The sequence below is a fragment of the Duganella sp. CT11-25 genome, assembly GCF_047302815.1.
In the GTDB taxonomy this organism is placed as follows: domain Bacteria; phylum Pseudomonadota; class Gammaproteobacteria; order Burkholderiales; family Burkholderiaceae_D; genus Rugamonas.
This window is the reverse complement of record NZ_JBKBFD010000001.1, coordinates 1,170,251-1,193,432: the sequence shown is the minus strand read 5'-3', so window position 1 is coordinate 1,193,432 and position 23,182 is coordinate 1,170,251. Positions and strand designations below refer to the sequence as shown.

Annotated in this window: 22 protein-coding genes; 17 read left to right on the top strand and 5 right to left on the bottom strand. The window is 64.3% G+C overall.

Translation table 11 applies throughout. From position 1 onward, the window contains the following. Positions 1-53 precede the first annotated feature (53 nt). From ACEN9F_RS04725 to ACEN9F_RS04705, 5 genes are all read right to left on the bottom strand, one after another. Complete coding sequence (locus ACEN9F_RS04725; RefSeq protein ID WP_413418332.1) at positions 54-728, bottom strand: flagellar brake protein; 675 nt, start codon at positions 726-728, stop codon at positions 54-56. A 204-nt stretch (positions 729-932) separates the two neighbouring features. Beyond that, entirely contained in the window at positions 933-1,682 is a 750-nt protein-coding gene (locus ACEN9F_RS04720; protein WP_413418330.1) for a pseudouridine synthase, read from the bottom strand. Between the two features lie 43 nt (positions 1,683-1,725). After that, on the bottom strand, positions 1,726-4,293 hold the full coding sequence (locus tag ACEN9F_RS04715) for a [protein-PII] uridylyltransferase (protein ID WP_413418328.1): 2,568 nt from the start codon (positions 4,291-4,293) through the stop codon (positions 1,726-1,728). 22 nt (positions 4,294-4,315) lie between these two features. Further along, the gene (map, locus tag ACEN9F_RS04710) at positions 4,316-5,137 is read right to left on the bottom strand and encodes a type I methionyl aminopeptidase (protein WP_413418326.1); all 822 of its coding nucleotides are present in this window, start codon (positions 5,135-5,137) and stop codon (positions 4,316-4,318) included. A gap of 132 nt (positions 5,138-5,269) precedes the next feature. Beyond that, complete coding sequence (locus ACEN9F_RS04705; protein WP_413418324.1) at positions 5,270-6,079, bottom strand: MHFG family PEP-CTERM protein; 810 nt, start codon at positions 6,077-6,079, stop codon at positions 5,270-5,272. 366 nt (positions 6,080-6,445) lie between these two features. Between ACEN9F_RS04705 and rpsB the strand changes: the two genes are divergently transcribed. From rpsB to ACEN9F_RS04620, 17 genes are all read left to right on the top strand, one after another. Then, positions 6,446-7,198, top strand: a complete 753-nt coding sequence (gene rpsB / locus ACEN9F_RS04700; protein ID WP_413418322.1) for a 30S ribosomal protein S2 — start codon at positions 6,446-6,448, stop codon at positions 7,196-7,198. 109 nt (positions 7,199-7,307) lie between these two features. Continuing rightward, entirely contained in the window at positions 7,308-8,225 is a 918-nt protein-coding gene (gene tsf, locus ACEN9F_RS04695; protein ID WP_413418320.1) for a translation elongation factor Ts, read from the top strand. A gap of 125 nt (positions 8,226-8,350) precedes the next feature. Beyond that, entirely contained in the window at positions 8,351-9,067 is a 717-nt protein-coding gene (gene pyrH / locus ACEN9F_RS04690; RefSeq protein ID WP_413418318.1) for a UMP kinase, read from the top strand. Positions 9,068-9,094: 27 nt separating this feature from the next. Beyond that, positions 9,095-9,655 (top strand): ribosome recycling factor, encoded by a 561-nt coding sequence (gene frr, locus ACEN9F_RS04685; protein WP_413418316.1) that lies wholly within the window; start codon positions 9,095-9,097, stop codon positions 9,653-9,655. Positions 9,656-9,820: 165 nt separating this feature from the next. Then, a complete protein-coding gene (gene uppS / locus ACEN9F_RS04680; protein WP_413418314.1) occupies positions 9,821-10,573 on the top strand; it encodes a polyprenyl diphosphate synthase in 753 nt (250 codons plus the stop codon). After that, positions 10,573-11,415 carry a phosphatidate cytidylyltransferase gene (locus tag ACEN9F_RS04675; RefSeq protein ID WP_413418312.1) on the top strand — a complete coding sequence of 281 codons (843 nt, stop codon included), beginning with the start codon at positions 10,573-10,575 and terminating at the stop codon, positions 11,413-11,415. The genes uppS and ACEN9F_RS04675 overlap by 1 nt, the downstream gene beginning before the upstream one ends. A gap of 23 nt (positions 11,416-11,438) precedes the next feature. After that, positions 11,439-12,620: a 1-deoxy-D-xylulose-5-phosphate reductoisomerase gene (gene ispC, locus ACEN9F_RS04670; RefSeq protein ID WP_413418310.1), complete on the top strand. Its 1,182-nt coding sequence runs from the start codon at positions 11,439-11,441 to the stop codon at positions 12,618-12,620. Further along, complete coding sequence (gene rseP, locus ACEN9F_RS04665; protein WP_413418308.1) at positions 12,617-14,005, top strand: RIP metalloprotease RseP; 1,389 nt, start codon at positions 12,617-12,619, stop codon at positions 14,003-14,005. The genes ispC and rseP overlap by 4 nt, the downstream gene beginning before the upstream one ends. Positions 14,006-14,049: 44 nt before the next feature. Further along, a complete protein-coding gene (gene bamA / locus ACEN9F_RS04660) occupies positions 14,050-16,386 on the top strand; it encodes an outer membrane protein assembly factor BamA (protein ID WP_413418306.1) in 2,337 nt (778 codons plus the stop codon). Positions 16,387-16,456: 70 nt separating this feature from the next. After that, positions 16,457-16,960 (top strand): OmpH family outer membrane protein, encoded by a 504-nt coding sequence (locus ACEN9F_RS04655; RefSeq protein ID WP_413418304.1) that lies wholly within the window; start codon positions 16,457-16,459, stop codon positions 16,958-16,960. 17 nt (positions 16,961-16,977) lie between these two features. Beyond that, positions 16,978-18,030, top strand: coding sequence for a UDP-3-O-(3-hydroxymyristoyl)glucosamine N-acyltransferase (gene lpxD, locus ACEN9F_RS04650; RefSeq protein ID WP_413418302.1), 1,053 nt, complete (start codon positions 16,978-16,980; stop codon positions 18,028-18,030). Further along, positions 18,027-18,512, top strand: coding sequence for a 3-hydroxyacyl-ACP dehydratase FabZ (gene fabZ / locus ACEN9F_RS04645; RefSeq protein ID WP_413418300.1), 486 nt, complete (start codon positions 18,027-18,029; stop codon positions 18,510-18,512). Before lpxD ends, fabZ begins: the two co-directional genes overlap by 4 nt. A gap of 2 nt (positions 18,513-18,514) precedes the next feature. Then, on the top strand, positions 18,515-19,306 hold the full coding sequence (gene lpxA / locus ACEN9F_RS04640) for an acyl-ACP--UDP-N-acetylglucosamine O-acyltransferase (RefSeq protein ID WP_413418298.1): 792 nt from the start codon (positions 18,515-18,517) through the stop codon (positions 19,304-19,306). Then, complete coding sequence (gene lpxB, locus ACEN9F_RS04635; RefSeq protein WP_413418296.1) at positions 19,290-20,444, top strand: lipid-A-disaccharide synthase; 1,155 nt, start codon at positions 19,290-19,292, stop codon at positions 20,442-20,444. Before lpxA ends, lpxB begins: the two co-directional genes overlap by 17 nt. A 106-nt stretch (positions 20,445-20,550) precedes the next feature. After that, complete coding sequence (gene rnhB, locus ACEN9F_RS04630; protein WP_413418294.1) at positions 20,551-21,171, top strand: ribonuclease HII; 621 nt, start codon at positions 20,551-20,553, stop codon at positions 21,169-21,171. Beyond that, a complete protein-coding gene (locus ACEN9F_RS04625) occupies positions 21,168-21,953 on the top strand; it encodes a TrmH family RNA methyltransferase (RefSeq protein ID WP_413418292.1) in 786 nt (261 codons plus the stop codon). The genes rnhB and ACEN9F_RS04625 overlap by 4 nt, the downstream gene beginning before the upstream one ends. Positions 21,954-21,984: 31 nt before the next feature. Continuing rightward, a complete protein-coding gene (locus tag ACEN9F_RS04620; RefSeq protein WP_413418290.1) occupies positions 21,985-23,181 on the top strand; it encodes an EAL domain-containing protein in 1,197 nt (398 codons plus the stop codon). Position 23,182: the final 1 nt, after the last annotated feature.

The following is a 23,182-nucleotide window of genomic DNA, read 5'->3' as shown; positions in this document are numbered from 1 at the left end:
CAGCTAGTGTCTCTAGCTGCTTTCTTAAGCAATTTACATGCCGACTGTGACGCTCAACGCTGCATCTTGTTGTTGCTCAGCTTGTCCAGCAGGCGCGCCAGTTCTTCCTGCATCACCGGCGACAGGTTGATGAACTGGCAGCCGATCTGCACCTGCTCGCCCAGCAGGAAGGAGCGGAAAGTACGCTGCAGGCGCACTTCCAGGTCGGCGATCATCACCGAGTCCGGGCCCAGCTCCAGCCGCACGCGCTGCAGCTTGCGGCCCACGTGCAGGCCGACGCAATCGCGCGGCGGCGCGCGCATGCCGACGCCGCCCGACGAGAAGTCATACAGCTGCAATTCATACGGCTTGCCGTTCAGCACGAACGAGGCCATGTAGTAGATGCCCAGCGGGGTTTCCAGGCGGGTCGAGGAGCGACGGTTCAGCACCAGGCACTTGAGCGGGAACTCCAGCGGGATCAGGGTCGGCTCGCCCGGCTGGCTGGCCCAGTCCGGCGACGCCAGCTTGAACTGGATCTTGGCCGAACGCAGCCAGGCCACGAAGGTGGCCTCGCCGGGCGGGATGAATTCGCCCTCGTTCAATTCCAGCACAAAATACGGGTTTTCAGGGTCGACCGACTTGATGCGCGCCATCACCACGTTGGTGGTGCTGGCGGGATAAATCGAGATCGGATCGCCGTTTTCGGCGAGCAGGGTCAGCGAATCGCCGATGTCATGCTCATCGGCCATATCGTGCGGTTTCGAACCCGCCGGAATTGGTTCCACAGCATCTTTTAGGCTGGGAGGACCGCGGCGAAATTCATTTGGTATAGGATCGTTCACGACGGCATATCTCTTTGATAATGACTTCTGTAATGCGAGGTCGATCTGCACAGTTTACAAGTTATTCGCGCTCTTGGCTTGCAAAATAGCAAGAATATTTCGCGAACTGTCTCAGAACTGCTCTTCCGGCCGCAGATAGCGCCATTGACCGACCGGCAGGTCGCCCAGCTTGACCTTGCCGATGCGCACTCGTTTCAGTCCGACAACTTTCAAGCCCACCATGTCGCACATGCGGCGGATCTGGCGCTTCTTGCCTTCGCGCAGCGTGAAGCTGAGCTGGTCGTCGTTTTGCCAGCGCACCTTGGCCGGCAGCAGCGGCTTGCCGTCCATCCACAGGCCGTGGTTGAGTTTTTTCAGGTCGCTGTCGGGCAGCTTGCCCGGCTTGGTGTACTCGACGCGCACCAGGTATTCCTTGTCGACGTCGGTGGTCTCGCCGATCAGGTGCTTGGCCACGCGGCCGTCCTGGGTCAGCACCAGCAGGCCGACCGAATCGATGTCCAGGCGGCCGGCCGGCACCAGCGAGCGCAACTGGGTGGGGTGGAAGATTTCCGGCGACGGATCGTCCGGCCAGCGGTTTTCCGGCTTGACCAGCACCACGGCCGGCTGGTAGCCGTCCTCGGCCTGGCCGCTGACATAGCCCATCGGCTTGTTGATCAGCACCGTGACGCGCTTGGACTGCTCGGCGGCGGCCTGGCGCTCGACGGTGACTTTCTGGCTCGGGTAGATCTTGGTGCCCAGTTCGGAGATGACCTGGCCATCGACCCGTACCCAGCCGCGCGCTATCCACTCGTCGGCTTCGCGGCGCGAGCACAGGCCCAGTTCGGACATGCGTTTGGATAGGCGTAATAATTCTTCGGACATGGTGCTTTTCTTGTAAAGGAGGGATGCTGCTTAAAAACGGAGTTTATACCTTGATGGCGTCCAGCAGGTCGGTTTCGAGCTGGATCTGGCTGCGGGCGTTGCTCAGCGCGGCGCCGTCGATCAGGAACACGTCTTCCACGCGCTCGCCCAGGGTCATGACCTTGGCCGTGTGCAGGTTGATCTTGTACTTGGTTAGCACATTGGCGATCGAGTAGAGCAGGCCGGTGCGGTCGTTGGCCGCCACCGACAGCAGGTAGTACTGGCCGCGCTCGTCCGGCCGCAGATCGACCGTCGGCTGGATCGGGAAGGTGCGCGACAGCCGCGACAAGCGCCCCTGGCTGGGCGGCGGCAGCGCCTCGGGCGTGGTCAGCAGCGCGCACAGCTCGTGCTCGATCAGGCTGATGATGTCGCGGTAGCTGTTGGCGAAGCTCTGCTCGGTGACCAGGAAGGTGTCGAGCGCGTAGCCGTGGCGCGTGGTGTGGATCTTGGCGTCGAGGATGCTGAAGTTCTTGCGGTCGAAATAGCCGCAGATGCGCGCGAACAGGTCCGGCTGGTCCTTGATGTAGACGGCGATCTGCAAGCCTTCGCCGATCGGCGCCAGGCGGCACTTGACCACCGGCTTGTCGCTGTTAAAGCGGTCATACAGCGCGCGGGTCTGCCAGGCGATGTCGGAGGCGTCGTGGCGCAGGAAGTAGGCGACGTCGAGCTGCTTCCACAGGTCTTCATGCGCATCGTGCGGCAGGCCGTACAGGCGCAGCGTCGCCAGCGCCTCCTGCTGGCGGTTCTTCAATTCATGGTCGGCGCTGTGCGGCTCGCCGCCCAGCACGCGCAGCGTGATGCGGTACAGGTCTTCCAGCAGCTTGGCCTTCCAGGCGTTCCACACCTTGGGGCTGGTGCCGCGGATGTCGGCCACCGTCAGCAGGTACAGCGCGGTCAGGTGGCGCTCGTCGCCGACCAGCTTGGCGAAGGCCTGGATCACGTCCGGGTCCGACAGGTCCTGCTTCTGCGCGACCTGCGACATGGTCAGGTGGTTCTCGACCAGGAACACCACCAGTTCGGTGTCCTCGGCGCTCATGCCGTGCTCGCGGCAGAACTGCTCGGCGTCGGCCATGCCCAGCTTGGAGTGGTCGCCGCCGCGGCCCTTGGCGATGTCGTGGAACAGCGCGGCCAGGTACAGCACCCACGGCTGCGGGAAGTTGGCCATCAGCTGGCTGCAGAACGGGTATTCGTGCGCATGCTCGGCCATCGAGAAGCGGCGCATATTGCGCACCACCATCAGGATGTGCTGGTCTACGGTGTAGACGTGGAACAGGTCGTGCTGCATCTGGCCGACGATCTTGCGGAAGTTGGGCAGGTAGCGGCCCAGGATCGACAGGTCGTTCATGCGGCGCAGCGCGTGGATGATGCCGACCGGCGCCTGCAGGATGCGCAGGAACAGCGCGCGGTTGGCCGGATCGGCGCGGAACTGGGCGTCGATCAGGAAGCGCTCGTGCCACAGCGCGCGCATGGTGCGCGAGGTCATGCCCTTGAGCGACGGCCGTTCGGTCATCAGCACGAAGATTTCCAGCATCGCCGACGGCGTCTTGAGGAAGGTGTCGTCCTCGGCGATGTCGATCAGGCCGTTCAAGTCGTTGAAGCGGGCGTTGATGGGCACCGCGACGTCGGCTTTCGGGAACAGCCGTTCCTCGATGTTCTGGATCAGGATGGTGTTCAGCTGCGTGACGGTCTTGGCGGCCCAGTAGTAGCGCTGCATCAGGTATTCGCTGGCGCGGCGCATGTGGACGCCGCTGCCGGTGGCGCTCAGGCCCAGCGACTCGGCGATCGCGGTCTGGACGTCGAACACCAGCCGGTCTTCGCGGCGGCCGGCGTGCAGGTGCAGGCGCACGCGGATGTCCTTGAAGGCGCGCTCTTTCTCCATCAGCTGCTTGGCTTCGGTCTGGGTGATCAGGCCGGAGGTGGCCAAGGTGCGCCACGAGTTGGCCAGGCCGGCGGCCTTGACCATCCACAGGATCACCTGCAGGTCGCGCAGGCCGCCCGGGCTTTCCTTGCAGTTCGGCTCCAGGCTGAAGGCGGTGTCCTCGTACTTGGCGTGGCGCTGCTTCATCTCCAGCATCTTGGCGTGGTAGAAGGCGCGCGGATCCATCGCCGCGTCGTAGCGGCGCTGCAGTTCGGCGAACAGCTGCTCGTCGCCGCAGATGACGCGCGCTTCCAGCAGGCTGGTTTGCACCGTGATGTCGGCGGCCGACTCGCTCAGGCACTCGTCCACCGTGCGGATGCTGTGGCCGATCTCCAGGCCCAGGTCCCACAGCAGCTGCACCAGTTCCTCCAGCTTGGCCGTGGTGGCGGCGTCGGGCGCCTGTTCCAGCAGGATCAGGAGGTCGACGTCGGAATAGGGGAACAGTTCGCCGCGGCCGTAGCCGCCGACGCCGACCAGCGCCGTGCTGGCCGGCAGCCGGGCCGCGTGCCAGGCCGTGGTCAGCACCGCGTCGACGCTCTGGCGCAGGCTGCGCAGCAGCTTTTCCGGCATGCCGTCTTCGCGGAAGCCGGCGATCACCACCTGGCGGTCGGCCTTCAGCTGGCGCTTGAGCTGTTCGCGCAGTTCCTTTTGCATCGCGGCCGCGGACATCGGTGGCTTAGGCCGCAGCGGTGGCGGTATCGGTGATAAACGCCGGCGGCGGCGGGCTGCCGGCCGACAGCGTTAGCACCTCATAGCCGGTCTCGGTGACCAGGATCATGTGCTCCCACTGCGCCGACAGGCTGCGGTCCTTGGTTTTGATGGTCCAGCCGTCGCCCATTTCGCGGATCTCGCGCTTGCCGGCGTTGATCATCGGCTCGATGGTGAAGATCATGCCGGGCTTCAGCTCTTCCAGCGTGCCGGGGCGGCCGTAGTGCAGCACCTGCGGCTCTTCGTGGAACACCTTGCCGATGCCGTGGCCGCAGAATTCGCGCACCACGCTGTAGCCGGCTTTTTCCGCGTGCTGCTGGATCACGTGGCCGATGTCGCCCAGGTGGGCGCCCGGCTTGACCTTGGAAATGCCCAGCCACATGCACTCGTAGGTGATCTCGGACAGGCGCTTGGCCAGGATCGACGGCTCGCCGATGAAGAACATGCGGCTGTTGTCGCCGTGGTAGCCGTCCTTGATGACGGTGATGTCGAGGTTGACCACGTCGCCGTTCTTCAGCACCTTGTCGCCCGGGATGCCGTGGCAGATGACGTCGTTGACCGAGGTGCAGATGGCCTTGGGGTAGGGCGTGTAGCCCGGCGGGCAGTAGTTCAGCGGCGCCGGGATGGTGCCCTGGACGTTGCTCATGTATTCGTGGCAGAGGCGATCCAGTTCACCGGTGGTGACGCCGGCCTTGACGAAGGGCGTGATGTAGTCGAGCACTTCGGAGCCCAGGCGGCCGGCAATGCGCATGCCTTCGATGTCTTCGGCGGTTTTGATGGAAATGGACATAGTGGATCGCAATCAGCAAGGTAAACGGTAAAAACGCCTGGCGAGCGGAAGGACCTGCTCGCGGCGTGCAATATGTTGAAATTATAAACGACGCGGAGGGCTCCGCGTGCGTTGCCTGTGCGACGATCGCCGTCAGGCGCCGCGGACGGCGGCGCGGCGGCGGCCGAACCAGCCCACCAGCCCCAGTCCGCCCAGCAGCATGGCCCAGGTGTCCGCTTCCGGCACGGCGGTGTGGATCGCGCCGTCGCCCTCGCCGTTGGCGCCCAGGCCGAAGGCGATGCGGCGCGCGTATTCGCTGGCCAGGTCGTCCAGGTTCAGCTCCTGCTCCATGACGAATTCCTCGACGCCGCCCTCGGTGGCGCCGGCCGAGGCCAGGCCGCCCGGCAGGCGGCGGGCCTGGTGCCGGCCTTCCTGGTCCAGGTCGTCGAACTGGTCCAGTTTCGTCTCGTCGTCGCGCGGCTCGGCGTCGGCCAGGCCCATGTCGGCGAATTCCACCGTGCCTTCCAGCTCGCGGCTTTGCTCCTGGGGCGCGGCGGCCACGGCCGGGGCGGTGCGCGCGATGCGGCTGACGTTGCCGCAGATCTTGGGCACCAGGATGCAGTGCTCGCCCACGCAGTAGACCGCGCCCGGCTCGATGCGGTCGGCCGCCCACTTGCCGCGGGTGACCGTGTTGCACAGCGAGGCGCTGCCGAAGTGCATGTCGCGGATGTCCGGGTTGTACTGGTTCTTGCCGATGATGCCGTCGCGGGTGATGCTGACCGTGTCGTCCGACTGGCCTTCCTCCATGCGGCGCTTGAGCGTGCCGCGCACGGCGGCCGGGATGTCGGCGTAGTGGTCGATGGCGGCGGCGGCGGTGCCGGTGTAGGGGTTGTGTCCAGGTCGATCCCAGGAACAGGCGGGCTGGACGGCGGCGGCGAGTGTCACGGCAAACAGGAAGGGCATGACGGCTGTCTTTCGTTCTGGACGGTTGAAATCAATAGTTATTAATATGGTGGAACTAATGTTTTCGAGATGATATTACAATTTCGATATCTTGGGGATATCCGCGGGAATTTATTCATGCTGCGCGCCATCTTGGTGCGGGTGTGTTGTGTTTTTGCTAGCAATGCACCAGCGCGGAGCGCGCGCGATAGGGCGACAGTGCTTGCCTAAGTGGCTGTTTTCAGGGTAGAATCTCGGGTTGCTTGAATTCGGTTTGAGCAATGTTGTTAATTTGGCTGTTAATTTTGTTTAATAAACGCGAATCCGGTCGACAAGGGTGCCTCTATGGTGACTGATCGGATTCCAGACCCAACCCTGGAGTTTAATATGTCCGTAACTATGCGCGAAATGCTGGAAGCCGGTGTCCACTTCGGTCACCAAACCCGTTTCTGGAACCCAAAGATGGCACCGTTCATCTTCGGTCACCGCAACAAGATCCATATCATCAACTTGGAAAAGACGATGGCCATGTATCAAGATGCGATGAAGCACGTGAAACAGGTCGCTTCGAACCGCGGCACCATCCTGATGGTCGGCACCAAGCGTCAAGCACGCGAAATCATTGCAGCTGAAGCGGCACGCGCAGGCGTTCCTTTCGTCGACCAGCGTTGGCTGGGCGGCATGCTGACCAACTTCAAGACCATCAAGACCTCGATCAAGCGCCTGAAAGACATGGAAGCAACGATCGAAGACGGTTCGGTTGAGAAGCTGTCGAAAAAAGAAGCGCTGATGTTCCAACGCGAAATGATCAAGCTGCAAAAATCGATCGGCGGTATCAAGGACATGGGCGGCGTTCCTGACGCCATCTTCGTCGTTGACGTTGGCTACCACAAGGGCGCCATCACCGAAGCCGCTAAACTGGGTATCCCGGTTATCGGCGTGGTCGATACCAACCACTCGCCAGAAGGCGTTCAGTTCGTTATTCCAGGCAACGACGACTCGTCGAAAGCCATCACTCTGTACGCCCGCGGCGTGGCAGATGCGATCCTGGAAGGCCGTGCTGCTGCCGGTAACGAAGTAGTTGAAATGGTCAAAGCCGCAGCTGGCGACGAATTCGTCGAAGTTAACGAACAGGCTTAATCGTTCGTAGCAAGCTGTAAGAAAAAGGGGTGGCCAACAGCTCCCCCTTTTTTTTAACGTAAATGGTTAGAGCACCGCTCACCACCCCCACCGAATACAGGAGAAACACATGGCAGCTATTACTGCAGCAATGGTAGGCGAACTGCGCGCGAAGACTGACGCGCCTATGATGGAATGCAAAAAGGCACTGACCGAAGCCGAAGGCGACATGGGTCGCGCGGAAGAGATCCTGCGCGTCAAGCTGGGCGGCAAGGCTGGTAAGGCAGCAAGCCGCATCACCGCCGAAGGCGTGGTCGCCACCTACATCGCCAACGGCGTAGGCGCACTGATCGAAGTGAACTCGGAAACCGACTTCGTCGCTAAAAACGACGACTTCCTGAACCTGGCCAACACCGCCGCCCGTCTGGTGGCTGAAAAGAACCCGGCCGACGTCGCAGCCCTGCTGGCCCTGCCAGCAGGCGACGACGGCAAGACCCTGGACGAAGTGCGCGCTGCACTGATCGGCAAAATCGGCGAAAACATGTCGATCCGCCGCTTCCAGCGTTTCGAAACCAGCAGCAAGCTGGCGTCGTACCTGCACGGCACCCGCATCGGCGTGATGGTTGAATTCGACGGCGCCGACGAGCAAGTCGGTAAAGACGTGGCCATGCACATCGCCGCGATGAAGCCGGTGTCGCTGTCGGCTGACCAGGTTCCTGCCGAACTGATCGAAAAAGAGCGCTCGGTCGCCAAGCTGAAGGCCGACGAAGACGCTGCCGCCGCGGTTGCCGCCGGCAAGCCGGTGCAGCCTGCCGACATCGTCGCCAAGCGCCTGGAAGGCTCGGTACAGAAGTACCTGAAGGAAGTGTCGCTGCTGAACCAGGCTTTCGTGAAAAACGACAAGCAATCGATCGAGCAGATGCTGAAAGAAAAATCGACCGCCGTGAAAGCCTTTGCCATGTACGTGGTGGGCGAGGGCATCGAGAAGAAGGTGGACGACTTCGCCGCAGAAGTGGCCGCCCAGGTGGCCGCTTCCAAAGGAGCGTAATATCAAGAAAACGGGCCGAGAGGCCCGTTTTTTTAAGCCCGCAGCAGTGCCCGGCGCCGGGCGAGGTATCATAGGCGCCGGCAGCCTTACCCGAATAAACCCCACTTAGTTAGGAGCCCCGTCTCATGTCCAAACCAGCCTACAAGCGCGTCCTCCTCAAATTGTCCGGCGAAGCGCTGATGGGAGATGATCCTTACGGCATCAACCGCGGCACGATCGAGCGGATGGTGGCCGATGTGGCCGAGGTCGCGAAACTGGGCGTGGAACTGGCGATCGTCATCGGCGGCGGCAATATCTTCCGCGGCGTCGCGCCCGGCGCCCAAGGCATGGACCGCGCCACCGCCGACTACATGGGCATGCTGGCCACCGTGATGAACGCGCTGGCCCTGGCCGACGCCATGCGCCATGTCGGCATCACCGCCCGCGTCATGTCGGCGATCGGCATCGAGCAGGTCGTCGAGCCGTATGTGCGCCCGAAAGCGCTGCAGTACCTCGAAGAAGGCAAGGTGGTCGTCTTCGCCGCCGGCACCGGCAACCCGTTCTTCACCACCGACACCGCCGCCGCGCTGCGCGGTTCGGAAATGAGCGCCGAGATCGTGCTGAAGGCCACCAAGGTCGACGGCGTCTACACCGCCGATCCGAAGAAAGACCCGAACGCCACGCTGTACCACTCGATCAGCTTCGATGAAGCCATCGCCAAGCATTTGCAAGTGATGGACGCCACCGCCTTCGCGCTGTGCCGCGACCAGAAACTGCCGATCAAAGTGTTCTCCATCACCAAGCCGGGCGCGCTGATGCGCGTCATCATGGGCGAGGATGAGGGTACACTGGTTCACGTTTAAACAATATTCCGATACAGGAGAGCAGCAATGTCCGTAGCTGACGTTAAAAAGAATGCGCAAGAGCGCATGACCAAATCGCTGGAAACCTTGCGCGCCGATCTGGCCAAGGTCCGTACCGGCCGCGCCCACACCGGCATCCTGGACCACGTGATGGTCGAGTACTACGGTTCGCCGACCGCGCTGACCCAGGTGGCCAACGTGACCCTGATGGACGCCCGCACCATCGGCGTGCAGCCGTTCGAGAAGAAAATGGCCGCGACCATTGAAAAGGCCATCCGCGACGCCGACCTGGGCCTGAACCCGTCGTCGCAGGGCGACATGATCCGCGTGCCGACCCCGCCGCTGACCGAAGAGCGCCGCAAGGAGATGGTCAAGCTGGTCAAGAGCGAAGCCGAGGACGCGAAGATTGCCGTGCGCAACATCCGCCGCGACGGCAACGAAACCCTGAAAAAGCTGGTCAAGGACAAGTCGATCTCGGAGGACGACGAGCGCCGCGCGTCGGACGACGTGCAGAAGCTGACCGACAAGTTCATCGCCGACATCGATAAGATGGTTGTGGAGAAAGAAAAAGAAGTCCTGACGGTTTAACAAGCTGCTGCATCACGTCATTCCCGCGCCGGCGGGAATCCATGGGCCGCGTGGCGATACGCTCAGCATGGATTCCCGCTTGCGCGGGAATGACGTTTCTGCGGGGTGCGTCTTGTCTTTTTGCGTCACAACTGCAATACTTTATACTTTGGCACCGAAGTTTTCATGAAATATACGAGTTCGACTACCGAGGTTCCCGAAGCGCCCAGCGTACCGCGCCATGTCGCCATCATCATGGACGGCAATGGCCGCTGGGCGACCAAGCGCTTCCTGCCGCGCGTGGCCGGACACGTCAAGGGCGTGGAAGCCGTGCGCACCGTGGTCGAGGCCTGCGCCCGCCGCGGCGTCGAATACCTGACCGTGTTCGCCTTCAGCTCGGAAAACTGGCGCCGCCCCGAAGAGGAAGTCTCGCTGCTGATGCGCCTGTTCGTGACGGCGCTGGACCGCGAAGTGGCCAAGTTGCACGCCAACAATATCCGCTTGAAAGTCGTGGGCGACCTGTCCCGCTTCGACGCCAAACTGCAAAACATGATCGCCGCCGCCGAGCGCAAGACCGCCGGCAACACCCGCATGACCGTCACCGTCTGCGCCAACTACGGCGGCCGCTGGGACATCATGCAGGCGGTGGCGAAGATGGTGGCGGCGCACCCGGGCGCCACCGACTTCTCCGAGGAGCAGCTGGCGCCGCACCTGGCGATGGCCTACGCGCCCGAGCCCGACCTGTTCATCCGCACCGGCGGCGAGCAGCGCATCTCCAACTTCCTGCTGTGGCAACTGGCCTACACGGAACTGTTCTTCACCGACACCTACTGGCCCGATTTTTCCATCGAGTGCCTTGACGAGGCGATCGCCTCCTACCAGCACCGCGAGCGCCGCTTCGGCCGCACCGGGGCGCAACTGGCCGAGAAGACAAGCTAATGCTGAAAACGAGGATTATTACCGCTGTGCTCTTACTGGCGGTGTTGCTGCCGGTCCTGTTCTTCAACTACTTCCCCGCGTTTGGCTTCGTGGTCACGCTGTTTGTCGGCGCCGCCATCTGGGAGGGCGCGCGCCTGTTCGGCCTGGGCGCCAGCGCCGCCCGCGTGGCCGGCCTGGCGGCCGTGGTGCTGTTCGTGGCGCTGCTGAACTACCAGGGCCAGCCGGGCGGCGCCCGGTCGCTGTTCGCCGTGGCGTCGCTGCTGTGGCTGATCCGCTACGCGCCTTCGCTGGGCCTCGGCCTGCCGCCGCTCAAGGGCGCGGCCAACTGGGCGCTGTCGGTGACCTTCAGCTTCGCCGTCTTCGCCTGCTTCTTCGCGATCGTCGAGCTGTACCGCCATTCGCCGCTGTACCTGCTGTCGGTGATGGTGCTGGTGTGGATCGCCGACATCGGCGCCTATTTCTCCGGCAAGGCCTTCGGCAAGCGCAAGCTGGCGCCGTCCATCTCGCCGGGCAAGTCGTGGGAGGGCGCCATCGGCGGCGCCGTCGCCGTGCTGGCCATCGCCGCGCTGTCGATCGTGCTGGCGGGCGACGCCGCGCCCTGGCTGCGGGATACCTTCGCCTACAAGCTGCAGGCCCGCTTCGGCTGGGCGCTGACCTTGCTGGCGCTGCTGGCCGTGGTCGCCGCCTCGGTGGTCGGCGACCTGTTTGAATCCCAACTCAAGCGCCGCGCCGCGATGAAGGACAGCAGCAACCTGCTGCCCGGCCACGGCGGCGTGCTTGACCGTATCGACGCCTTGATCCCCGTGCTGCCGCTGGCGGCCCTGATCGGCGCCTGGCTCTGATACCCGGCTCTGAAAGAATAACTATGCAACGTATCACCATCCTTGGCGCCACCGGTTCGGTCGGCGTGTCCACGCTGGACGTGCTCGCCCGCCATCCCGAGCGCTATTCCGTCTACGCCCTGTCCGCGCATAGCCGCGTCGAAGAACTGGCCGCGCAGTGCGTGCGCTTCCGTCCCGCGCGCGCGGTGGTCGGCAGCGCCGCCGCCGCCGACCAGCTGGCCGCGCTGCTGCGCTCGGCCGGCGTCGACACCGAGGTCGAATACGGCGAGGCCGCGCTGTGCGGCATCGCCAGCGCGGCCGAAGTCGACAGCGTGATGGCCGCCATCGTCGGCGCCGCCGGCCTGGCGCCGACCCTGGCCGCGGCCCGCGCCGGCAAGAAGGTCCTGCTGGCCAACAAGGAAGCGCTGGTGATGTCGGGCCAGCTGTTCATCGACGCCGCCCACGCGGCCGGCGCGGTGCTGCTGCCGATCGACAGCGAGCACAATGCGATCTTCCAGTGCCTGCCGCAGTCCTACGGCCGTTCGCCTGAGGGCAGCGGCGTCGCCAAGATCCTGCTGACCGCTTCCGGCGGCCCGTTCCTGGCGCGCGCGGTCGAGACGCTGGACGCGGTGACGCCCGACCAGGCCTGCAAGCATCCGACCTGGTCGATGGGCCGCAAGATCTCGGTCGACTCGGCCACCATGATGAACAAGGGACTTGAAGTGATCGAGGCGCACTGGCTGTTCGGCGCGCCGGCCGGGCAGATCGAAGTGGTGATCCATCCGCAGTCGGTGATCCATTCGATGGTGTCGTATGTCGACGGTTCGGTGCTGGCGCAGCTGGGCAACCCCGACATGCGCACGCCGATCGCCCACGCGCTGGCCTACCCGGAGCGCATCGCCTCCGGCGTCGCCCAGCTGGACCTGACGCAGATCGCCACGCTGCAGTTCGAGCGCCCCGACTTCAACCGTTTCCCATGCCTGGCGCTGGCCTTCGAGGCGCTGCGCGCCGGCGGCACCGCGCCGGCCCTGCTGAACGCGGCCAATGAAATCGCGGTCCAAGCCTTTTTGGACTTGAAGATCGGCTTCCGCCAGATCGACCGCGTCATTGCGCACGTGATGGAGGCGCTGCCGCACGGCGCCGCCGACAGCATCGCCGCCGTGATGGCGCAGGACGCCGCCGCGCGCGCCGCCGCTGAAACCTATATCGCCGGACTGGTCAAATGAACTTCCTGCACACCGTACTGGCGTTCGTCGTCTGCCTCGGTTCCCTGATCGTTTTCCACGAGCTGGGGCACTACCTGGTGGCGCGCTGGTGCGGCGTCAAGGTGCTGCGGTTTTCGGTCGGCATGGGCAAGGTGGTGTGGTCGCGCCGTTTCGGCCCCGACCAGACCGAGTGGGCCGTGTCGGCGCTGCCGCTGGGCGGCTACGTCAAGATGCTGGACGCGCGCGAGGGCGAGCTGGCCGGCCTGCCGCCGGAAGACCTGGCGCGCGAGTTCACGCGCCAGAACGTCTGGAAGCGCATCGCCATCGTGGCCGCCGGCCCGCTGGCCAACTTCCTGATCGCGATCGTGCTGTTCGCCGGCCTGTACATGCATGGCGTCGAGGAGCCGAGCAGCAAGATCGGGATGCACGGCGTGGGCGCGCTGGGCGAGACGGTCGCGGTGGAATCCACGCCGGCCTGGCAGGCGGGCCTGCGCGGCGGCGACCTGGTCACCGCCATCAACGACCAGCCGGTGGCCGTCTGGTCCGAGCTGCGCTGGCAGCTGATCCAGGCCGCGATCGACAAGACCGAGGCCCGCATCGCCGTCGAGCGCGCGGGGCAGGGGCGCTTTACCTTCGTGCTGCCGCCGTCGGCGATGGCGGCGCTGAACCTGGAGGGCGACGTGCCGTCCGAGCTGGGCATCGGCGTCGCGCGCCCGGCGCCGGTGGTGCAGCAGGTGGTGGCGGGCGGCCCGGCCGAGCGCGCCGGCCTGCAGCCGGGCGACCTGCTGCTGTCGGTGGACGGCTCGGCCGTGGCCGACGGCATCGCCTTCATCGACATCATGCGCGCCTCGGCCGGCAAGACCGTGCAGGTGGCGCTGCAGCGCGCCGGCCGGCAGCTGGCGCTGGACGTGGCGCCGCAGGCGGAACAGGTAAAAACGCGCACCGGAACTGTAACAGTCGGTAAGATCGGCGCGTATGTCGCTCTGCAGCCGGATATGATCAGCGTGCCATCGTCCCCCGTGGCGGCGGTCGGCAAGGCGCTGGTCCGGGTATGGGATACCTGCAGCATGACGCTGAAGATGATCGGCAAGATGATCACCGGCGAGGCCTCGCTGAAGAACGTCACCGGCCCGATCACGATTGCCGACTATGCCGGCCAGACCGCAAGGATGGGCGCGGCCAGCTATTTGAGCTTCATCGCCTTCATCAGCATCAGTTTGGGGGTGATGAATTTACTACCGATTCCGGTTCTGGATGGGGGGCATTTGCTGTATTATTCGCTGGAAGTTTTAACTGGGCGTTCTGTGCCGGAGCGCGTAGGCGAAATTGCGCAGCGCCTGGGCATGGGTTTATTACTGACCTTGATGCTGCTGGCGGTGTTTAATGACGTCGCCCGGCTGCTGTAGCAGTACTGTGTAGTTCTCGTTGATTTAGCCATTGAATAACCCCAATGAAATTATATTCTGACCGTATTACTTCACCTTCCTTTCGCCGTAGCCTGATCGGCGCCGCTGTCCTGGCGCTCTGCGCCGGCAGCGCAATGGCCGTCGAGCCCTTCGTCATCAAAGACATCCGCGTAGAAGGGATTCAGCGTACGGAAGCCGGTACGGTGTTCAGCTATCTGCCGGTGCGCGTCGGCGAGACCTTCAACGACGACAAGTCCATCACCGCCATCAAGGCGCTGTATGCGACCGGTTTCTTCAAGGACGTCAAGCTGGAAGCCGATGGCGGCGTGCTGGTGGTGCTGGTCGAGGAACGCCCGGCCATCGCCAAGGTGGAGTTCACCGGCACCAAGGAATTTGAAAAAGACACGCTGGTCAAGGCGCTGAAGGACATCGGCGTCGGCGAGACCAAGATCTTCGACAAGGCTTCGGTCGACCGCGCCGAGCAGGAGCTCAAGCGCCAGTACCTGTCGCACGGCCTGTACGGCGTCAAGGTGGTCACCACCGTCACGCCGATCGAGCGTAACCGCGTCAACATCACCTTCGCGGTGGACGAGGGCGACGTCGCCAAGATCAAGCAGATCAACATCGTCGGCAACAAGGTGTTCTCGGACAAGGAGCTGAAGGAAAACCTGGCGCTCAACACCGGCGGCTGGTTCAGCTGGTACACCAAGGCCGACCAGTACTCCAAGACCAAGCTGACCGGCGACATCGAGTCGCTCAAGTCCTTCTACCTGAACCGCGGCTACATCGAGATGAACATCGAGTCGACCCAGGTGTCGATCACGCCCGACAAGAAGGACATCTACATCACCATCAACATCACCGAGGGCGAGAAGTACAAGGTCTCCGGCATCAAGTTCGAAGGCGAGACCTTCGGCCGCGAAGAGGAACTGCGCTCGCTGGTGTTGCTGCGCCAGGGCGAGACCTATTCGGGCGAGCGCCTGACCGCGACCAACAAGCTGATCTCGGACCGCCTGGGCACCTTCGGCTACGCCTTCGCCAACGTCAACGCCAACCCGGACATCGACCGCGCCAAGCGCGAGGTGGCCTTCACCTTCTTCATCGATCCGGGCAAGCGCGCCTACGTGCGCCACATGAACATCGCCGGCAACACCAGCACCCGCGACGAAGTGATACGCCGCGAGTTCCGCCAGTTCGAGTCCTCGTGGTACGACGCCAACAAGATCAAGCTGTCGCGCGACCGCGTCGACCGCCTCGGCTACTTCAAGGACGTCACCGTCGATACGCCGGAAGCCCAGGGCACGTCCGACCAGGTCGACGTCAACCTGACCGTGGTCGAGAAGCCGACCGGTAACTTCCAGATCGGCGGCGCGTTCTCGCAGTCGGAGAAGTTCTCGTTCCAGGCGGCGATCCAGCAGGCCAACTTCGCCGGTTCGGGCACCACCGTCGGCATCGAGCTGAATACCTCGAAGTACAGCCGCACGATCTCGTTCTCGCAGACCGACCCTTACTACACCGACGACGGCGTCTCGCGCGGCTACGAGATCTATCTGCGCACGCAGCAGCCGCCGGCGCTGAACATCGGTTCCTACACCATCAAGCAGCAGGGCGGCCGCATCAACTACGGCGTGCCGTTCTCGGAAGTCGACACCGTGTTCTTCGGCATCGGCCTGGAACGCTCGAAGATCACCACCGACACGACTTCGCCGATCCGCTTCCAGGAATACGTGAACACCATCAACGGCACCACCTCCGGTGTCGGCACCGCCTCGACCAACGCCGTGCCGCTGACGGCGGCGTGGGCGCGCGACAGCCGCGACTCGGCGCTGACGCCGACCGTGGGCCGCTACCAGCGCGCCAACATCGAGCTGGACCTGATCGGCGCGCAGAAGTACTACCGCGCCGTCTACGAGCAGCAGTGGTACAAGCCGCTGTTCTCCAAGGTCACGCTGGCCCTGAAGGGCGAGATCGACTACGGCCATGGCCTGGGCGACAGCAGCTATCCGGTGTTCAAGAACTTCTACGGCGGCGGCATCGGTTCGGTGCGCGGCTACCTGAGCTCCTCGCTGGGCGCGGTCGACACCCAATACGGCGACGCGCTGGGCGGCGCCTCGCGCCTGATCGGCAATGCCGAGCTGCAGATGCCGTTCCCGGGCTCCGGCCAGGACCGCAGCCTGCGCTGGTTCGGCTTCGTCGACGGCGGCCAGGTCTACCAGGAAGGCCAGAAAATGCGCTATTCCGAGCTGCGCTACGCGGCCGGCCTGGGCATCAGCTGGATTTCCCCGGTGGGTCCGCTCAAGTTGAGTTATGCTAAGCCCCTGAACGCCAAGCCGGGCGACCGCCTGGAACGCTTCCAGTTCCAGATGGGCAGCGGCTTCTGATGCGGGTTTTGTTGGCATTGAGTATTAATTTTTACCTCGGAGAAACAAGTTGAAGATTGCATCCGCTAACGTGACCAAATATCTCGCCGTGCTTGCACTGGGCTGGTGTGCATTGGCGCCGGTGCAGGCCCAGACCTCGGCCTCGCGCATCGCGTGGCTGAGCCCAGAGCGCATCTACAACGAATCGAAGCTGGCCAAGCTGGCCGGCGAGAAGCTGGCCGAGGAATTCAAGAGCCGCGAGAAAGCCATGCAGGATATGGCCTTGCGCCTGAAGACGGCGTCGGAAAAGCTGGACAAGGATGCGCCGACGCTGGCCGAGGCCGACCGCATCAAGCGCCAGCGCGATGTGTTCGAGCTGGACAAGGAATACCAGCGCCGCCAGCGCGAGTTCCGCGAAGACCTGAACCAGCGCACCAACGAGGAACGCCAGGCGATTTCGGAAAAGGCCACCAAGATCATCAAGCAGATGGCCAACGTGGAAGGCTTCGATATCGTGCTGCAGGATGCGGTATGGGCCAGCCCGCGCATCGACATCACCGACAAGGTCCTGGCGGCCCTGGACAAAGACAAATAAATTAGATTGGACCCCCGATGGGCACTCGACTAGGAGCATTGGTCGAACGCTTGGGCGGGCAGTTGATGGGGGACGCGAACCTGGAAGTGACCGGGATCGCGCCATTGACGGACGCCGGCGTTTCGCACATCAGCTTTCTCAGCAATAGCAAATTGCGCGCGCAGGCGCTGCAAAGCCAGGCGGCGGCACTCATCGTGTCGGCCGCCGATGACGCTTATATCGCCGCCGGCTACGCCGGCGCGCGCATCGTCGCCAACAACCCCTATGTGTATTTCGCCCGCGCGGCGCAGTATTTCGAATCGCTGACGGCCATCGTGCCGGCCGCCGGCGTGCACGCCAGCGCCGTCGTCGCGGCCAGCGCGCAGGTCGCGGCCAGCGCCCATGTGGGCCCGCAGGTGGTGATCGAGGACGGCGCCGTGATCGGCGAGGGCGCGGTGATCGGCGCCGGCTGCTACGTCGGCCGCGAGGCGGTGATCGGCGAGGGCACGAAGCTGTTCGCCAACGTCACCTTCCACGCTTACTGCCAGATCGGCGCGCGCGGCATCATCCATTCCGGCGCCGTGATCGGCACCGACGGTTTCGGCTTCGCCAACGAGGGCGGCGTCTACATCAAGATCCCGCAGACCGGGCGCGTGATGATCGGCGACGACGTCGACATCGGCGCCAACACGACGATCGACCGCGGCGCGCTGGCCGACACCATCATCGAGGACGGCGTGAAGCTGGACAACCAGATCCAGATCGGCCACAACTGCCATATCGGCGCGCACACGGCGATGGCCGGCTGCGTCGGCGTGGCGGGCAGCGCAAAGATCGGCAAGTACTGCACCTTCGGCGGCGCCGCCATGGTGCTCGGCCATCTGACCATCGTCGACAAGGTGCACGTCGGCTCGGCCAGCATGGTGTCGCGCTCCATCCTTGAGCCGGGACAGTACACGGGCTTCTATCCGCTGGCGAAAAACGCCGAGTGGGAAAAATCGGCGGCCATCGTCCGCAACCTGCCGGCGATGCGCGACAAAATCCGCACGCTTGAAAAAACCATTAAAACACGAACTGAAGACGAATCATGACCACTACTGAAAACAAGACCATGGACATCTGCGAGATCAAGTCCTACCTGCCGCACCGCTATCCGCTGCTGCTGGTGGACCGTGTGCTCGCGTACGAAGAGAACAAGTCCATCACCGCCATCAAGAACGTGACCGTCAATGAAGAGTTCTTCAACGGCCACTTCCCGCACAAGCCGGTCATGCCGGGCGTGCTGATGATCGAGGCTATGGCGCAGACGGCGGCGCTGCTGTCGTTCAAGACCATGGGCATCAAGCCGGACGAGAATTCGGTGGTGTACTTCGTCGGCATCGACAATGCGCGCTTCAAGCGCCCGGTCGGCCCCGGCGACCAGTTGAAGATGGATATCGAGATCGTGCGCGTGTCGCGCGGCATCTGGAAGTACAAGGCGGTCGGCACGGTCGACGGCCAGGTCGCGGTCGAGGCGGACCTGATGTGCACCATCCGCAACGCCGCCGACGCCAGCCAGCCGGCAGGGAAGTAACCATGTCCCGGATCCACGCCACCGCCATCGTCGACCCCAAGGCCGAGCTGCACGAGAGTGTGGAAGTCGGTCCGTATTCGGTCATCGGTCCCCACGTCGCCATCGGCTCGGGCACGGTGGTCGGCCCGCATGTGGTCATCGAAGGCCATACGACCATCGGCAGCGACAACAAGTTCTTCCAGTTCTCGTCGATCGGCGCCGCGCCGCAGGACAAGAAGTGGGCCGGCGAAGCGACCCGCCTGACCATCGGCGACCGCAACACCATCCGCGAATTCTGCACCTTCAACACCGGTACGGTGCAGGACAAGGGCGTGACTTCGCTGGGCAACGACAACTGGATTTCGGCCTACGTCCACCTGGCGCACGATTGCCAGGTCGGCAGCAACACCATCTTCTCGAACAACGCGCAGATCGCCGGCCACGTCGAGATCGGCGATTGGGTGATCATGAGCGGCTTCGCCAATGTGCACCAGTTCTGCAAGATCGGCGCGCATGCGTTTGTCGGCATGAGCACCTCGCTGACCCAGGACGTGCCGCCGTTCGTGCTGTTGAACGGTAACCCGGCCCAGGCCCACGGCGTCAATATCGAGGGCCTGAAACGGCGCGGCTTTACGCGCGAGCAGATCAACGGCATCCGCGCCGCGTACAAGATCATCTACCGCTCCGGCCTGACGCTGGAAGAGGCCAAGGCCGCGCTGCAGGCCGAAGAGGAGGGCAGCCCGGCCGACGTGGCGCTTCACATCCGCGCCATGCGCGACTTCCTCGGCACCGCCAGCCGTGGCATCGTCCGCTGACCTCTCGCTGGCCCTGGTGGCCGGCGAGCCGTCCGGCGACGTGCTGGCGGCGCGGCTGCTGTCGGGCCTGAGGCCGCACCTGCCGGAGGCGCGCTTCCACGGCATCGGCGGCGAGCACATGATCGCGCAGGGCTTCGAGTCGCACTATCCGATGGACAAGCTGACGGTGCGCGGCCTGCTGGCCGTGATTCCGCGCTACCGCGAGATCAAGGGCATCCAGAACCAACTGCGCGACCGCTTGCTGGCAGAGCGGCCGGCGGCCTTCATCGGCGCCGACTACCCTGGCTTCAACCTCGGGCTGGAAGAGCAGCTCAAGGCGGCCGGGATCCCGACCATCCACTACATCGGGCCGCAGATCTGGGCCTGGCGCGGCGGCCGCATCAAGAAAATCATCAAGGCGGTGTCGCACATGCTGGTGGTCTTCCCGTTCGAGGAAGAGATCTACCGCCAGGCCGGCGTGCCGGTCAGCTATGTCGGCCATCCGCTGGCCGAGCTGGTGCCGATGACGCCGGACGAGGCGGGCGCGCGCACGGCGCTGGGCCTGCCGCAGGACGCCAGCGTGGTGGCCATCATGCCGGGCAGCCGCATGTCCGAGCTCAAGTACAACACGGCGGCCTTCGTCGGCGCGGCCAAGCTGCTGAAGCAGCGCGACCGCTCGCTGAAGTTCGTCGCGCCGATGGCGGGCGAGCGCCAGCGCGCCTACTTCCTGGAACTGGTGGCGCAGGCCGGGCTGCAGGACGTGGAGATCCAGCTGCTCGACGGCCAGTCGCACACGGCGATCGCGGCGGCCGATGCGGTGCTGGTGGCGTCCGGCACGGCTTCGCTGGAGGTGGCGCTGTTCAAGAAACCGATGGTGATAGCCTATCGGATGATGGAGCTGGAATGGCAGATCCTGCGTCATTTCGGCTACCAGCCGTGGATCGGCCTGCCGAACATCCTGGCGCGCGAGTTCCTGGTGCCGGAGCTGCTGCAGAACGCCGCCAGCCCGCAGGCGCTGTGCGACGCCATGTGGAAGCAGCTGAGCGACGCGCCGCACCGCCTGAAGCTGGCGCAGCGCTTCACCGACATGCATCACAGCCTGCTGCGCAATACCGCGGTGGAGAGCGCCGCCGCGGTGCTGAGAGTTATCAAGGCTTGACCGCCCGCGTCATTCCCGCGGACGCGGGAATCCATGCTGGGCATCATGGCCGCTGTACGATGGATTCCCGCTTTCGCGGGAACGACGATTTTAGTGAGTAATCAACGTGAAAAACCAACAATCCGGCCTGTTTGACGACCTGCCGACGTCGCTCGAAGAGATCATCTGCGGCGTCGACGAGGCGGGACGCGGGCCGCTGGCCGGCCCGGTGTTCGCGGCCGCCGTCATCCTCGACGCCTCGCGCCCCATCGAGGGACTGCGCGATTCCAAGAAACTGACCGAGGCCAGGCGCGACATGCTGGCGCCGCTGATCAAGGCGCAGGCGCTGGCTTGGGCCATCGCCGAGGCGTCGGAAGAAGAGATCGACAAGCACAACATCCTGCAGGCGTCGATGCTGGCGATGCGGCGCGCGGTGGAAGCGCTGAAGACCGTGCCGACGCTGGCCCTGATCGACGGCAACCGCTGCCCCGTGATGAAGATCCAGAGCATCGCCATCATCGGCGGCGACGACAAGATCGATGCGATTTCGGCCGCGTCGATCCTGGCCAAGACCGCGCGCGACGCCGCGCTGGTGACCTTGCACGCGCAATATCCGCAGTACTGCTTCGACCAGCACAAGGGCTACGGCACCGCGCTGCACCTGGAACGCCTGCGCGAGCACGGACCATCGCCGGTGCACCGCCGCTCCTTCGCGCCGGTGCGCGCCTTGCTGGAGGCCCGCCTGTGAAAACCATTACCTCGCGCGACAACGCGCAGTACAAGGAGCTGGTCAAGCTGGCCGGCAGTTCGTCGGCGCGCCGCAAGGCCGGCCGCACCCTGCTCGACGGCGTGCACCTGTGCCAGTCCTATTTGCAGCTGCGCGGCGTGCCGGAGCAGTGCGTGGTCAGCGAATCGGCGCTGCTCAATCCTGAAGTGATGGAGATCGTCGGCCGGCTGGAGGCGAAACACGCGCACGTGCTGGGATTGCCGGACGCGCTGTACAACGCCGTCAGCCAGGTCGAACATGGCGTCGGCGTGATGTTTTTGGTCGCCACGCCGGAGCGCGCGGTGACGGCGCCGCTGTCGGTGTCGGCGGTGCTGCTGGACGGCGTGCAGGATCCCGGCAACGTCGGCTCCATCCTGCGCAGCGCGGCGGCGGCCGGCATCACCCAGGTCTACTGCAGCGCCGGCACGGCGTTCTGCTGGTCGCCCAAGGTGCTGCGGGCGGCGATGGGCGCGCACTTTGTGCTGGATATTTTCGAGAACGTCGACCTGGCGGCGCTGGTGTCGGGGGCCAAAGTGGCGACGCTGGCGACCAGCGGCTACGCTACCCGGCGCCTGTACGACGTGGACCTGCGCCAGCCTGTGGCCTGGCTGTTCGGCCACGAAGGGCAGGGCGTGGCGGACGATCTGCTGTCGATGGCGACCCACCAGGTGGTGATTCCCCACCTGGGCCAGGTCGAGTCGCTGAACGTCGCCGCATGCGCCGCAGTATGCTTTTTCGAACAAGTAAGGCAGAATCAAGCTTAGAATCAGGCTTAACGAATCACGGGAGCCGTACATGGATATCGCGCAGTTGCACTTTCTGGTGGCAGAGGGAGATCAGGTTCAACGCCATGCACTGGCGGATATCCTGGTGCATCTCGGCGTCGGCCGGATCACGCAGGCACCGGATGGCCACACCGCATTGCGCCACTTCAGCGCCGGCATCACGCCTCCCGTGGATATCGCCATCATCGACCTGGCCCTGCCGGGCATGGATGCGCTGGAGCTGATACGCCGCCTGGCCGATGCGCACTGCCGCGCCGGCATCATCGTGGTCGGCGCGCAGACCAACGCGGTGCTGTTCTCGGTCGAGACCATGGCGGACGCCTATGGCATCAATGTGCTGGGCGCGATCGGCAAGCCGGTGATCGGCAGCCGCCTGGAGTCGCTGGTCGCCAACTACCAGCCGTCCGAGTCGCAGGCGGTGCGCGAGCAGACGCCGTCGCTGTCCTTCGCCGAAGTCGGGCAGGGCTTGCAGGCGCGCGAGTTCGACCCCTTCTTCCAGCCCAAGATCGAGCTGGAGACCGGCCAGGTCAAGGGCCTGGAGATGTTCGCGCGCTGGCGCCATCCGCTGTACGGCGTGCTCGGACCGGCGTCGTTCATGCAGGCGCTGGAAGAGAACCGCCGCATCGATTTCCTCGACTGGAGCATGATCGAGAAGTCGGTCGCCGCCTGCCGCCTGCTGCACGACCAGGGAATTCCGATTTCGTTTTCCATCAACGTGGACCAGGGCACGCTGGCGCATCCGCAGTTCATGGACCAGATCTCGGCCTGCCTGGAACGGCATCGCATCATGCCGGACTACATTACCTTCGAGATGACCGAGTCGGCCGTGTTGACCACCGATCCGCATTTCCTTGAGCGCCTGCTGCGCTTGCGGATGAAGGGCTTTGGTCTGGCGATCGACGATTACGGCACCGGCCGCAGCAACCTGCAGCTGCTGGCGCGCATTCCGTTCTCGGAGCTGAAGATCGATCGCAGCTTTGTCGATGGCGCCTCCAAGAAGCAGGCCATCGGCACGGTGCTGCGCTCCTGCCTCGGATTGGCGCGCAGCCTCGATCGGCGCTCGGTCGCGGTCGGCGTCGAGACCAAGCAGGACTGGGATTTCCTCCAGGGGCTGGGCTGTACCTACGCGCAGGGCTATTACATCGCCAAGCCGATGCCGGTCGAGGAGTTCCCGGCATGGCTGGCGGATTGGCAGCACTTCTTCTGAT

Excerpts from the sequence above, each read along its gene's own strand:
- ACEN9F_RS04720 (WP_413418330.1), bottom strand. The coding sequence starts at position 1,682 with ATGTCCGAAGAATTATTACGCCTATCCAAACGCATGTCCGAACTGGGC.
- lpxD (WP_413418302.1), top strand. The coding sequence starts at position 16,978 with ATGGGCACTCGACTAGGAGCATTGGTCGAACGCTTGGGCGGGCAGTTG.
- ispC (WP_413418310.1), top strand. The coding sequence starts at position 11,439 with ATGCAACGTATCACCATCCTTGGCGCCACCGGTTCGGTCGGCGTGTCC.
- frr (WP_413418316.1), top strand. The coding sequence starts at position 9,095 with ATGTCCGTAGCTGACGTTAAAAAGAATGCGCAAGAGCGCATGACCAAA.
- pyrH (WP_413418318.1), top strand. The coding sequence starts at position 8,351 with ATGTCCAAACCAGCCTACAAGCGCGTCCTCCTCAAATTGTCCGGCGAA.
- rseP (WP_413418308.1), top strand. The coding sequence starts at position 12,617 with ATGAACTTCCTGCACACCGTACTGGCGTTCGTCGTCTGCCTCGGTTCC.
- ACEN9F_RS04675 (WP_413418312.1), top strand. The coding sequence starts at position 10,573 with ATGCTGAAAACGAGGATTATTACCGCTGTGCTCTTACTGGCGGTGTTG.
- ACEN9F_RS04725 (WP_413418332.1), bottom strand. The coding sequence starts at position 728 with ATGGCCGATGAGCATGACATCGGCGATTCGCTGACCCTGCTCGCCGAA.
- ACEN9F_RS04705 (WP_413418324.1), bottom strand. The coding sequence starts at position 6,079 with ATGCCCTTCCTGTTTGCCGTGACACTCGCCGCCGCCGTCCAGCCCGCC.
- uppS (WP_413418314.1), top strand. The coding sequence starts at position 9,821 with ATGAAATATACGAGTTCGACTACCGAGGTTCCCGAAGCGCCCAGCGTA.
- lpxA (WP_413418298.1), top strand. The coding sequence starts at position 18,515 with ATGTCCCGGATCCACGCCACCGCCATCGTCGACCCCAAGGCCGAGCTG.
- map (WP_413418326.1), bottom strand. The coding sequence starts at position 5,137 with ATGTCCATTTCCATCAAAACCGCCGAAGACATCGAAGGCATGCGCATT.
- fabZ (WP_413418300.1), top strand. The coding sequence starts at position 18,027 with ATGACCACTACTGAAAACAAGACCATGGACATCTGCGAGATCAAGTCC.
- bamA (WP_413418306.1), top strand. The coding sequence starts at position 14,050 with ATGAAATTATATTCTGACCGTATTACTTCACCTTCCTTTCGCCGTAGC.
- ACEN9F_RS04715 (WP_413418328.1), bottom strand. The coding sequence starts at position 4,293 with ATGCAAAAGGAACTGCGCGAACAGCTCAAGCGCCAGCTGAAGGCCGAC.
- ACEN9F_RS04620 (WP_413418290.1), top strand. The coding sequence starts at position 21,985 with ATGGATATCGCGCAGTTGCACTTTCTGGTGGCAGAGGGAGATCAGGTT.
- rpsB (WP_413418322.1), top strand. The coding sequence starts at position 6,446 with ATGTCCGTAACTATGCGCGAAATGCTGGAAGCCGGTGTCCACTTCGGT.
- tsf (WP_413418320.1), top strand. The coding sequence starts at position 7,308 with ATGGCAGCTATTACTGCAGCAATGGTAGGCGAACTGCGCGCGAAGACT.